Consider the following 13,212-nt stretch of genomic DNA (forward strand, 5'->3'; position numbering starts at 1 on the left):
TCGGTTACGGTCACGAATTCCATCGTCCCTGATTTCGCTGCCATTCCGCCATTCTGTTCGGGTTCCTCCGTTCCGGCATTGAATACGACCTCTCCGAATGGGGTTACGGGAAGCTGGAGTCCGTCTACTATCAGCAACACGACTTCCGGGAATTATGTCTTCACGCCTGACGCTGGCCAATGCGCCTCTCCGGTGACATTGTCGGTTACGGTCACGAATTCCATCGTCCCTGATTTCGCTGCGATACCGCCATTCTGTTCGGGTTCCTCCGTTCCTGCATTGAACGCGACCTCTCCGAACGGTATCACGGGAAGCTGGAGTCCGTCGACTGTCAGCAATACCACTTCCGGCAATTATGTCTTCACGCCTGACGCGGGCCAATGCGCTTCGCCTGTGACATTGTCGGTTACGGTCACGAATTCCATCGTCCCTGATTTCGCTGCCATTCCGCCATTCTGTTCGGGTTCTTCCGTTCCGGCATTGGACGCGACCTCTCCGAACGGTATCACGGGAAGCTGGTCGCCGGCCACTGTCAGCAACACGACGAGCGGCAATTATGTCTTCACACCTGATGCGGGCCAATGTGCCTCGCCAGTGACATTGTCGGTTACGGTCACGAATTCCATCGTCCCTGATTTCGCTGCCATTCCGCCATTCTGTTCGGGTTCCTCCGTTCCTGCATTGAATACGACCTCTCCGAATGGGGTTACGGGAAGTTGGTCGCCGACGACTGTCAGCAATACGACAAGCGGCAATTATGTCTTCACGCCTGACGCTGGCCAATGTGCCTCGCCGGTGACGCTGTCCGTCACGGTTACCAATCTGGTCATGCCGAATTTTCCACAATTGCTTTCATTTTGTCAAACTCCTTCTGTTCCAACGCTTTCACCAATTTCGCCGAATGGCGTCACGGGAAGCTGGAATCCATCGGCAATCGACCCGAATAATTCCGGAACGTATCTATTTACACCAGATGCGGGCCAGTGTGCTCAATCCTGGACGCTTTCGGTTACCATAATTCCCATTATAACTCCTGATTTTGCTTCGTCTATGACCCTGTGCTCAGTTGATCCGGTGCCAACGTTGCAAACGACCTCACCTAATGGTATTTCGGGAACCTGGTCGCCATCGGTAATCAGTACTCTGGCAAGTGATACCTATGTATTTACGCCTAATCCCGGACCTTGTGCCAATCCGGTTACATTATCGGTGACTATCATGCCAGCCACAATGCCAAATTTCGCTACTGGTTTGCAACTTTGCGAAGGTGATACGGCTCCTGCATTGGATACGACTTCTCCAAATGGGATTTCAGGAGTCTGGTCGACATCTCTCATAAACAATCAGCAAAGTGGCACTTATATTTTCACGCCGGATACAGGCCAATGTGCTCAGAATACTACACTGAATGTGATTGTGAACCCATTACCTGATCCAAACCTTGTCGATGGTTCCATTTGCGTGGATTCGAACGGAAATACATCGGGTTATGTGCTCGATTCCGGAATTTCGGGAAGCGGTTACCAGTTTACCTGGACAATGGGCGGAACTGTGGTTGCGACTTCAGGTTCGACTTATACTGCGCTGCAAGCAGGCACATATGAAGTTCTGGTCACGAATATAACTACCGGTTGTTACGGGAGCGATTCAGCTTCGGTGACAGCTTTGAGCCCAATGACGGCTGTAGCGGATGTTCCGGGAGATTTCAGCGGAAACCGTTCGATAGTGGTTTCTGCAACCGGCGGGTCAGGGAATTATTCGTATCAGTTAGACGATGAGCCGGTGCAATTCAATCCGGTGCTGTATCCGGTACAACCGGGCGAACATACGATCATCGTGAGGGATGTCGATGGTTGTTCCGAAGTTACCATCGACGCCTATCTTCTCGATTATCCACATTTCTTTACCCCGAACGGCGACGGATATTCCGATTACTGGAACATCAAAGGACTTTCAAATCAGGCCGGTTCCATCATCAATATTTTTGACCGGTACGGAAAGCTTCTCAAAGTGATCAAGCCGTCTGATAGCTATGGCTGGGACGGAACCTACAACGGACATGAATTGCCTTCTACCGATTATTGGTTCACGCTCGATTATATTGACAAATCGGGCAATACCAAAGTCTTCAAGGCGCACTTTTCACTCAAGCGATAAAACAAAAAAGCCGGACAATCAAGCCCGGCTTTTTCGCAATCGTATCCATCATCAATTTATTTCCAGCCGCCGCCTAAGTCGCGGTAGACCATAACGGCTGCATTTAGTTGGTCTTTTTTGGTTTCGACGAGTTCGAGCTTGGATTCCAAAGCATCGCGCTGTGTCATCAATACTTCGAAATAATCGACGCGCGCAGACCGGAACAAATCATTTGAAACATCTATCGACTTGTTCAAGGCCTCGACCTGTTTCGATTTTAGATCATAGCTTTTTCCGAGGTTTTCAATCTTGGAAAGCTGGCTTGATACTTCGAGATACGCATTCAAAATGGTACGCTCGTAATTGTACAAGGCCTGCAACTGACGTGAATTGGCACTTTTATATTCGGCTTTGATCGCATTCCGGTTGATGAGCGGAGCAGCCAGATCGCCAATGACATTGTACAGCAACGATTCCGGTAGTTCGAACAGATACGACGGTTTGAAAGCCTGTAACCCGAAAGCTGCTGAAATATCAAGCGACGGATAGAATTCGGCACGAGCAGCTTTTACATCGAGTTTGGATGCGGCCAGTTCGAGTTCCGCTTGCTTCACATCAGGGCGGTTTTCAAGCAATTGGGACGGAATCCCGGATTTGACTTCAGACGGCAACAAGTTCAGGAATTCGCTGTTAGTACGCGGGATTTCCTGCGGATAACGTGCCAGCAAAAAGTTGATGCGGTTTTCGGTTTCCCTGATCTGCTGTGTAATATCGAACTCGAGGCTTTGGGATTTGTTGACTTCGGCCTGGAATTTCTGCACGGCAAGTTCCGTCGCACGCGCGCCTTCTTTCTGGACTTTTACAATCTCAAGCGCATTTTGCTGCAAGGCGATGTTTTGCTTTACTATGGCAAGCTGATTGTCGAGCGCAAGCAATTCATAGTAAGACGACGCGACTTCTGAAATCAGGTTCGTGATGACGAAGTTTTTGCCTTCAATCGATGCCAGATAGCGGCTCACGGCTGCTTTTTTAGAATTGCGCAGTTTTTTCCAGATATCGACTTCCCAATTAGCATAAGCGGCCAACGTGAAATCCAACAGCGGATCTGGGGTTTCGACTCCGGGAGCGATATCAGTAGATGCGTCACCAGCCCCTTGGCTTGTGTATCGGCCCACTTTTTCAACTCCGGCTCCGGCTCGTACACCGACCGTCGGCAGCAAAGCACCTTTTCTCACGCGGATATCGTTTTTCGCGATTTCGATTTCCTGTAACGTGATCTGCAATTCCTGGTTGTTCTGCAAAGCCGTATCTATCAAAGCGACAAGGTTCGGGTCTTTGAAGAACTGGCGCCATTGGGTTGTGGCGGTATTGGTGGTATCGGTGCTTTTCGCAAAGCTTTCCGGCATGGGTTTGTTGTCTGCCGATGTCGCAGCTGCCGGAACCTTACATCCGGATACGGCCAAGCATAATGCGAAAGCCGTCGGGAATAGATATGATTTGAATTTATTCATGGCCTTCGATTTCTTCGGTTAACGGATTTTCCGCTTCATTCTTGACAAGGGTAAACTTCTCCGCTATGCTGCCGAAAATGAAATACAATCCCGGAATGACCAAAACTCCAAAAATGGTCCCGAAAAGCATTCCACCCGCAGCAGCAGTTCCAATAGTACGGTTTCCAATTTTTCCCGGGCCTGAAGCGACAACAAGCGGGATCAAACCGGCTATAAAAGCGAAAGAAGTCATTAGAATTGGTCGGAAACGAACATTCGCTCCTTCCATGGCAGCTTTGAGTACCGACATACCCTCACCGTGTTTCTGGACGGCGAATTCCACGATCAGTACCGCGTTCTTACCAAGTAACCCGATGAGCATAACCATGGCAATCTGGGCATAGATATTATTTTCGAGCCCGAGCAACTGCAACAGTAGGAACGCCCCGAAAATACCCACAGGAAGCGACAATAACACCGCAAACGGAAGCACGAAGCTCTCGTATTGGGCCGATAAAATCAGGTAGACGAAACCAAGGCAAATCAGGAAGATGTAAATAGCCTGATTACCCTGGGCCACCTGGTCTTTGGAAATACCGGCCCAGTCAATGTCATATCCTCGTGGTAGTGTTTTTTTAGCGACTTCGTTGATTACGTTGATGGCCTCGCCGCTACTGTATCCGTTGGATGCGGAACCTGAAATTTCAGAAGCGGTGTACATGTTCTGGCGCGTAATCTCAGACAATCCGTATACTTTCTCCATATGCATAAAGGCGGAGAATGGAACCATTTCGTCACGGTCGTTTTTGACGTACAACTTCAGGATGTCGTCTGGCAATGCCCGATATTCCGGTGCGGCCTGTACGATAACCTTATATGCCTGTCCGAATTTGATAAAGCTGATCTCGTAGTTACTACCTACAAGCGTCGACATCGTGTTCATGGCATTCTCTATCGAAACGCCTTTCTGCTGGGCGATGTCGTTGTCGATCTTGAGGATAAACTGAGGAAAACTCGCGCTGTAGAAACTGAATACAGACGACAGTTCCTTGCGAGCCTTGAGTTCCTTCACGAAATCATTGCTGACCTGTTCCATGCGGTGATAATCGCCTGTTCCGGTCTTGTCTAGCAGACGCAGCTCGAAACCACCTGCGGCACCATAACCCGGAACGGCCGGCGGCTGGAAGAATTCGATGTTCGCACCCGTAATATCCTTACACTGTTTCTCAAGATCTTCCATGATTTCCGTTACAGATTCCTTCCGGTCTTCCCAGCTTTTACAGTTGATAAGGCACGTACCGGAGTTGGATCCGGTTCCTTCGGTCAGGATTTCATAACCGGCCAGTGATGATACCGATTGTACTCCGTCGATACCTTCGGCGATTTTCTGGAGGCGTTCGGAAATTTCGCGTGTACGTTCCAAAGACGATCCCGGAGGTGTCTGGATAATAGCGTAGAACATCCCCTGGTCTTCGTTCGGGATAAATCCGGAAGGCACGCTGCCGCTGAGGAAATAGGTTCCGATACAAAACAGGATCAGTGTGCCGAATGTAGCGACACGGCGATCGATGATGGCATTTAGTACTTTCTGATATCTGCCGGATAATTTTTCAAATCCTCTGTTGAACCAGTCGAGGAATTTATCTACCGGAGATTTCTTTTTGGGTTTTCCGTGGTTGTTCTGAAGGATCATGGCGCACAAGGCCGGTGTCAGTGTCAACGCGACGATACCCGAAAGTATGATCGCTGTTGCCATGGTAATCGAGAACTGCCGATAGAAAATACCGACCGGTCCGCTCATAAACGCTACCGGAATGAACACCGCGGCCATCAGGAACGTAATCGCGATGATCGCACCCGAGATTTCGCCCATAGCTTTTTTGGTTGCTTTTAGCGGAGACAGATGATCGAGTTCCATCTTGGCGTGCACCGCTTCGATGACCACGATCGCATCATCGACGACCACCCCAATCGCAAGAACCAAGGCAAACAACGTGATGAGGTTGATCGTAATCCCGAAAAACTGCATAAAGAAAAACGTCCCGACCAGTGAAACCGGAACCGCGAGAGCCGGAATGATCGTCGAACGCCAGTCGCCGAGGAACAGGAATACGACAAGCCCTACGAGTACGAAGGCTTCAAACAGCGTATGCAATACTTTTTCTATGGACGCATCGAGGAACTTGGAAACGTCGTAACTGATCTCGTAATCCATTCCTTTAGGGAACGACCTTTCTTTGATCTGGGCCAGTTTCGCCTTGACGTCCTTGATGACCTGACTTGCGTTACTTCCGTAGGATTGCTTGAGCACGAGTGCGGCAGAAGGGCGTCCGTTGAGGTTCGAATAAATATCGTACATGGTACTTCCGAATTCGACACTCGCGATGTCTTTGAGACGAAGGATTTCACCATCCGGATTGGATCGGACAATGATATTCTCATATTGCTCTTTCGTGGTAAAACGTCCAGAATACTTCAATACATATTCAAAAGATTGTGAACGTTTACCGGAACTTTCCCCTGTTTTTCCAGGCGATGCTTCAAGACTTTGGGAACTCAGGGCTTCCATGACTTCATCTGCAGAAATCTTGTAAGCGAGCATCCGGTCGGGCTTAAGCCAGATACGCATGGCATATTCACGTGTTCCCAGGATATCTGCAACACCTACACCATCAACGCGTTTAAGTTCAGGTAGAATGTTGATTTCGGCAAAGTTGAACAGGAATTTCTGGTCGTCTTTCGGGTTTGTACTGTACAGGTTGACGTACATCAGCATGTTCGACTCCTCACGCGTGATCTTGACACCTTCACGGATAACGAGCGGCGGAAGTTTGTTAGTCACCGATGCCACACGGTTCTGTACGTTGAGCGAGGCCACGTTAGGATCGGTACCTAAGTTAAATACTACCTGAATGGTTCCTTCACCGTCGTTACCGGCATCCGAAGCCATGTATTTCATTCCCGGAACACCATTTATGGCACGTTCCAATGGAATGATGGCAGATTTGATGAGCAATTCGTTGTTCGCACCCGGATACTCGACCGTCACGTTCACCTTTGGAGGCGAAACAGACGGGAATTGGGTCACCGGAAGCTGGATCAGGGACAGCACGCCCAAAAACACAATAATGAGCGAGATGACGATCGACAGGACTGGCCGTTGTATGAATTTATTAAACATTTTCTTGGAGTTTTGGAGTTATTCCGCTTTGAGTCTGAGGTGGGAAAGCACTTCTTCCGGCTTTTCGTATTTGAATTCGATTTTCTCGTCTTCTTTTACCTTTTGGACACCTTCAAGCAGGATGCGGTCTTTTTGCGTAATGCCGCTTTCGATTACATACAAGTCCGGTAGTTCACCAGAAACCGTGATTTCACGAGATTCCACTTTGTCATTGTTGCCGACTACGAAAACATATTTTTTATCCTGTATCTCATACGTCGCTTTTTGCGGAATGATAAGTGCCCCGTGAATTGGAAGCGTCATGATTACTTTTCCGGTTTCGCCGTTGCGCAACAATTTATCCGGGTTCGGGAATTTGGCACGGAAGGCAATATTTCCGGTTTCGCTGTCGAATTCACTTTCGATCACTTCGACTTTTCCTTTGTATTTAAGCGGCTGCCCATTGGCCAAAAGCAATTTCACGTTACTGTCGCCGCGGCCCTTTACATTCTGCTGGTAATTGATGTATTCCGGTTCCGATACGTTGAAATACGCGAACATATTGCTGTTGTCCGATAGGCTTGTGAGCAATTCTCCTTCGTCTATAAGACTTCCGAGCTTTTTAGGGATACGGTCGATGGTTCCGTCGAACGGCGCTTTGATTTGGGTTGCCGTCAGATGGAAATTCGCCATGGCCAATTCGGCTTTCGCCTGATCCAGACGTGCTTTTGCTACAGCCTGTTCGTTTTTGGAAACAACGTTCTTATTGGCTAACAACGTGGTATTTGAAAGTTCGATTTCGGCGGCTTTGGCTTCGGCCTGGGCTTTTTGGTATTCAGCTTCGTACATCTTCGGCATGATCTGGAACAAGACCTGTCCGGCTTTTACGAATTGGCCTTCATCCACGTAAATCTTCTGGAGATAACCCCGCTCGAGTGCACGAATCTCAATGTTGCGTACCGACCGGATCTGGGATACATATTCTTTGGTAAGTGATGTGTCCAACACGACACCGTTGGTTACTGTGAATTTACCAACTTCTTCTTTTTCCTCTTCTTTTTTGGCGCAACTGACAAGGCACAACAGGGCGAGGAAGCCCGATAAAACAATCTTTTTCATTATAAATGGAGTTTTGGTTCGAATTTTTTGGATTCAGGAAAGTCTCGAAATAAAAAATCAGCGGTAACCGTGGAGAACCAAAACTGTCATATGGGAAATTCAACATTACGCGAACGCCCTGATGAATCAATTCACCATGGAAAACCAATGTTCAGCGAATCAAATCCGGAGATCGCGCTGCGTAATGTAAATAGGGGAAGATGAAGCCCGAAGAACCGGCGTTGCCTGGAAATTCCTTCGGATAAAAGTCAATAAAAGCAGGCCTGCAATGGCGAGATACCATTGGTAAGAAATGTGATAACTGCCACCGAAAAGAGTCGTGGCCGAATCATCTGTTATATCATTGCCTGAGTGATAATCTTCGGACGGATCAAGATCGGCGTATTCACTTATTGAAAAAGCCGCTTCCTGATTCGAAGATTTTACATGAAGATTTTTGGAATTTTCAGTGGAGAGAGAATAAACAGGACTCGCATTTTCGAATACGGTATGCTCGCCCCTAAGCAGAAGCGAAAACAAGGAAACGATGAATACAAGTGCTCTCATTACAAGGCCAAAAGTAACTAAAGTTGCAAATCAAAAAACAAAAAGACCAGTGTTTGCGGGAAAAATCTACGAAAACGTTTTCAGTCAGACACTTCCGTTTTGGCTTTTCTGTTTCAAATTCAGAGCACAAAATTGGCTGTATTTCAGTGAGTAAAACAAGCGTTTTATTATTTTCTTAACGTGATTGCGCAACTACATCGGGATAGTTGATGCAAATTACATGAAATCAGCGGTTAACGTCAAAAATCCGGTTGTGGTTCTCAAAACACTTTGGGTCGTTTTTCCGGAAAGAATCGACTGAATGCAGCCGAACAATCTGCCGCAAATCTTCTCCCCTGTCGCATCATATGAAATACTGTTCCGGTTGTACGATTCATATTTCAATGGATCGGTCACTTTAAAAAGCCCCAAAACCGGAGTTTGGACGGAACTTGCGAGATGCATGATCCCGCTGTCGGCACCAATGAAAAGTTCGGTGTTTGCAATGACGGCACCTATTTCCCGAACGTCGCGGCTGTAGAAACTCGTACACCTGAAATCAATCTGGGAAACATTTTCCATAGGAAGGATTTCGAGGATGTTGTAGTTAGGATAATCAGATTGAAGCTGGTTGTAGAATGTGTCCCACCAATTCCGGTCGAGTTTTTTATCGCCTGTGGCAAAAGTAAAAATGCAGATAACCGGGCGCGAATCCGGAAAAAGGCTTTCCAGCAATTGTTTGCCGTGGATTTTTTCGCTTTCGGTCAACCGCAAATCCGGAGCAGGAACAGGCCCGAAAGCAGAAGGAAGCCCCATTTGCTGGATGTAGTTCCTGAAATTATAAACCGGGATTTTGGCAAAGTGTTTTTCATCGGATGGCATATCGGCCTCGCCAAAAAACTTATTCGAACTTTTTGCAAGTGCGGTGGAAAGACGGCCGGAAGACGAATCTTCCTGTAAATTGATCACTAAATCATAAGAATATTTCCGGAGCCGGATCCACACACTCATGTATTTGATCAATTGTTTGAACGGCTTGCCCGGAAGTTCAATAATGCGGTCAACCTGTGGATATTGCTGATACAGGATTTTGGCTAATCCGCCGCGAACGAAAAGATCTATTTTGGCCGAAGGGAACGTGTGTTCTATTTCACGTAACAATGGCGTAACAAGCAAAAGGTTGCCTAAACGCTTGTTCGGTCTTGAAATCAATATCCGATTGATGCTTGACGGATTCGAAAAATTACCTTTGGATGTGCCTACGTTCTTTGTCAGGCCTCGCATCAGTTTGCGCCTAAAGGCATTTATCGATTTGGAGAAACTCATTTGTAGCTTTTTCCTAAAGATACTTTCGGTTTTGGGATTAAGGCTTTAAGATTTGGTTAAAAATTAGTGAATTGTGATGAATTGTCAAAAAATAGCGGTGTTTTGAATGTGTCGGAAGTGACAAAATGCTATTGGTATCGGATTTTATAATTGCGTATTTTTAGTCCATGGATAAAAAAGCGACTCCCATACGTTGGGGAATCATAGGGTGTGGCGATGTCACTGAGCGCAAAAGCGGACCGGCCTACCAAAAGACGGATGGATTTGAACTAAAGGCAGTCATGAGGCGCGATGCAGATAAAGCGGCCGATTATGCACGCAGACACAACATAGAAAAATCTGGTTCCGATGCCGACGCACTCATCAATGATCCTGAAATTGATGCCGTGTATATTGCAACTCCGCCCGACACGCATAAACTTTATGCGCTCAAGGTTGCACAGGCCGGAAAACCATGTTGCATTGAAAAACCAATGGCTCCAAGTTATGCCGATTGTGTCGAAATCACCACTGCTTTTGAAAACGCAAATTTGCCGCTTTTCGTAGCCTATTACAGAAGGTCTCTTCCGCGTTTTCTCAAAGTCAGGGAATGGATCGATGAAGGTCGAATAGGGACAATCCGGAATATACATTGGCATTTGACCAAAACAACTTCCCACACAGACTTATCGGGAACATACAATTGGCGGACTGATCCTGAAATTGCCGCCGGTGGGTATTTTGACGACCTCGCCAGCCACGGGATTGACCTTTTTACTTTTTTTTTCGGGAATATTATCGCGGTTTCAGGGGTTAGCGATAACCAACAAGGGCTTTATGAGGCAAAAGATACAATCGGCGCGGCCTGGCTTCATGAATCGGGTGTCATGGGAACCGGAAGCTGGAATTTCGGCGCCTATCAGCGTCAGGATGAAGTGACCGTTTACGGAAGCAAAGGCCGCATCACTTTTGCCGTTTTTGAAGAAGTGCCTTTGGTTTTGGTCAACGATTCGGGCATGGAAGAAGTGGTGATCGACCATCCGGAAAATATCCAGTTATACCATGTTCAAAACATGCGTGACCATCTTTTGGGCAAAACCGGACATCCGTCAACGGGTCATACGGCGACGCATACCACCTGGGTTCTGGATAAGATTTTGGGAAAAATATGAACGGATTATTTGACCGTGATAGTTACTTCCTGTTTGATTGATCTTGATGAATTGCCCAATCTGAGCGCGTATGTTCCAGTTTCGACAATCCATTTTCTGGAAGCAGTGTCATAGTATGCTAATTCCTTTATCGGAACTTCGATGGTCGCTTTTTGTGAACTTCCTGCTTTTACAAATACTTTCGTGAAACCTTTGAGTTCTTTATTCGCCCGATTGACTTTGCTTCCGGGGTTTGACGAATACAACTGGACGACTTCTTTACCATCCATCTTTCCGGTATTTTTTACAGTGAGTGTGACCACGATGGTTTCGCCTCTCGTATAGGTTGATTTGTCCGATCTCGCATCGCTGAATTCAAAAGTCGTATAAGACAATCCATAGCCAAACGGATACAACGGCGTTATGTTTTTGGTGTCGAACCATCGATAACCTACCAAAAGGCCTTCTTTGTATTCTTCTGTCGAAGTGCCCGGAAAACTGTTGGTCGCGTGGGCAGGTGAATCAGATAATTTTTTAGGCATTGTCCACGGAAGTTTTCCGGATGGATTGACTTTTCCGAGCAAAACATCGGCAAGTGCATTTCCGCCTTCAGAACCATTATACCAGCTCCAGACGATGGTAGAATTTTCTTTTTCGGTTTTGTTCAGATCATAAGGAGCGCCGGCAATAAAGACAACGATAGTTTTCGGATTCGCGGATTTTACGGCAGAAATCATCGCTTCCTGTCCAAAAGGCAAAGTCAGGTCGGCACGGTCGGAAGCTTCCGTTTCATAATTCCGGTTCCCGCCGACAAAAAGAATGGCTACATCTGATTTTTTAGCTGCCGCCATTGCATCAGCAACCATTTTTGAGTCAAGTTCGTTCACGGTCTGCGCTCTTTCTACGGTCACGTTTCCGAGTTTGGCACTGCTTGGTTTGAATTCGGTTTTATAACCTTCGGCATAATTTATCGTGACAGATTTGGGCAACTTCGCCTGGAGCGCTTCAAGTGGCGTGATTTCGCGTTTTGTTTTGACACCGGCACCGAATCCGCCCTGGGCATGTTTAGCCGTCGCATTGGCTCCGATTATTGCAACGCTTTTAAGGTTCTCGATTTTAAGCGGAAGCAGGTTTTCTGAATTTTTGAGCAGCACGACAGATTCGGATGCAATGTCATAAGCTTCTTTGAAATGTGCGTCTGTACTGATACTGCCTTTTACACGGTCTTTCGCATCGCCCATCGCCTTGAGGTTGAACAATACTTTGAGCATGCGTTTTACATGTTTGTCGATTTCAGCTTCAGTCACCTCGCCCGATTTTACAGCAGCCAAAAGAGGTTTTGCAAAATAGAACTCATCAAAAGATGGCTTGCTGGTTCCCATTTCAAGATCGGTTCCGGCTTCGAGCGCTTTTTTGGTGGTGTGGACGGCATCCCAATCTGAAATGACAATTCCTTTGAAACCCCATTCGTCCCTTAAGATATTCTGGAGCATATAAGTATTCTCACACAAATAGTCGCCTCGGAATTTATTGTAAGCACCCATGATGCTATAGGCTTTTGCCTTGGTGATGGCGGCTTCGAACGCGGGAAGATATATTTCACGCAAGGTTCGTTCATCCATAAGGACATCGACGGTTCCGCGATTGGTTTCCTGGTTATTTGCGGCAAAATGCTTGATACAAGCGGCAACATCCTGGTTCTGGACGCCAATGACATAGGGAACCACGAGGCTTTTATTGAGGAACGGATCTTCTGTCATGTATTCGAAAGTCCGACCGCCCAAAGGTGTGCGTATGATGTTGAAAGCCGGAGCGAGTAATATGTCTTTGCCTCTTGCACGTGCTTCCTGCCCGATCGAAGTTCCAAAAACGCTTGCCATTTCCGGATTCCAGGTCGCCGATAATCCGCCGCCTGCGGGATAATAGGTGGCAAAATCGGTGTCAAGTTTTAGTGGCGTCCAACTCATGCGCTCCAGTTCTTCGCGAATACCCAGAGGGCCGTCTGCCATATGGACTTCAGGGATTTCGAGGCGTTCGACACCCTTGTTGGTAAACATGCTGTATCCGTGGAGCATTCCCACTTTTTCTTCAATCGTCATTTTTGAAACGATGTCGTTTATTTTGGAATCGAAGGCATCGCTGAGTTCCTTGGTATGGACAGTTTTGTTGGTCTCAATTGGTGTTGTAGTTGTTGCGTCTTTTTTGCACGAAACGGTCAGTAGCACCAATAGCGTCAATAAAAAGCATAGAATTTCCTTCTTCATACGAGTTGTCTTTTTGTGAAATTGACACAAAAGATAATTAAAAACTGAAGATTTGGCTAATT

8 protein-coding genes are annotated in these 13,212 nt (G+C 47.0%); 2 read left to right on the forward strand and 6 right to left on the reverse strand.

Annotated features, from left to right (window positions below; all coding sequences use genetic code 11):
• Positions 1-2,157, forward strand: a 2,157-nt coding sequence (locus tag G6047_RS03075; protein ID WP_169526013.1) for a T9SS type B sorting domain-containing protein, incomplete at its 5' end; no start/stop codon positions are given.
• A 56-nt stretch (positions 2,158-2,213) separates the two neighbouring features.
• Here G6047_RS03075 and G6047_RS03080 read toward each other — a convergent pair.
• From G6047_RS03080 to G6047_RS03100, 5 genes are all read right to left on the reverse strand, one after another.
• Positions 2,214-3,647 carry a TolC family protein gene (locus G6047_RS03080; RefSeq protein ID WP_169526014.1) on the reverse strand — a complete coding sequence of 478 codons (1,434 nt, stop codon included), beginning with the start codon at positions 3,645-3,647 and terminating at the stop codon, positions 2,214-2,216.
• Positions 3,640-6,807 (reverse strand): efflux RND transporter permease subunit, encoded by a 3,168-nt coding sequence (locus G6047_RS03085; RefSeq protein ID WP_169526015.1) that lies wholly within the window; start codon positions 6,805-6,807, stop codon positions 3,640-3,642. The genes G6047_RS03080 and G6047_RS03085 overlap by 8 nt, the downstream gene beginning before the upstream one ends.
• 18 nt (positions 6,808-6,825) lie before the next feature.
• Complete coding sequence (locus G6047_RS03090; RefSeq protein WP_169526016.1) at positions 6,826-7,905, reverse strand: efflux RND transporter periplasmic adaptor subunit; 1,080 nt, start codon at positions 7,903-7,905, stop codon at positions 6,826-6,828.
• A 159-nt stretch (positions 7,906-8,064) separates the two neighbouring features.
• A complete protein-coding gene (locus G6047_RS03095; RefSeq protein ID WP_169526017.1) occupies positions 8,065-8,451 on the reverse strand; it encodes a hypothetical protein in 387 nt (128 codons plus the stop codon).
• A 216-nt stretch (positions 8,452-8,667) separates the two neighbouring features.
• Positions 8,668-9,756 (reverse strand): glycosyltransferase family 9 protein, encoded by a 1,089-nt coding sequence (locus G6047_RS03100; RefSeq protein ID WP_169526018.1) that lies wholly within the window; start codon positions 9,754-9,756, stop codon positions 8,668-8,670.
• 167 nt (positions 9,757-9,923) lie between these two features.
• On the opposite strand from G6047_RS03100, the gene G6047_RS03105 reads away from it, so the two are divergent.
• Positions 9,924-10,907: a Gfo/Idh/MocA family protein gene (locus G6047_RS03105; protein WP_169526019.1), complete on the forward strand. Its 984-nt coding sequence runs from the start codon at positions 9,924-9,926 to the stop codon at positions 10,905-10,907.
• Positions 10,908-10,912: 5 nt separating this feature from the next.
• Here G6047_RS03105 and G6047_RS03110 read toward each other — a convergent pair whose 3' ends face one another.
• Positions 10,913-13,150, reverse strand: coding sequence for a glycoside hydrolase family 3 C-terminal domain-containing protein (locus tag G6047_RS03110; protein WP_169526020.1), 2,238 nt, complete (start codon positions 13,148-13,150; stop codon positions 10,913-10,915).
• Between the last annotated feature and the right edge of the window lie 62 nt (positions 13,151-13,212).

Origin of the sequence: Flavobacterium silvaticum, from assembly GCF_012911565.1 — a bacterium.
GTDB classification, from domain to species: Bacteria; Bacteroidota; Bacteroidia; order Flavobacteriales; family Flavobacteriaceae; genus Flavobacterium; species Flavobacterium silvaticum.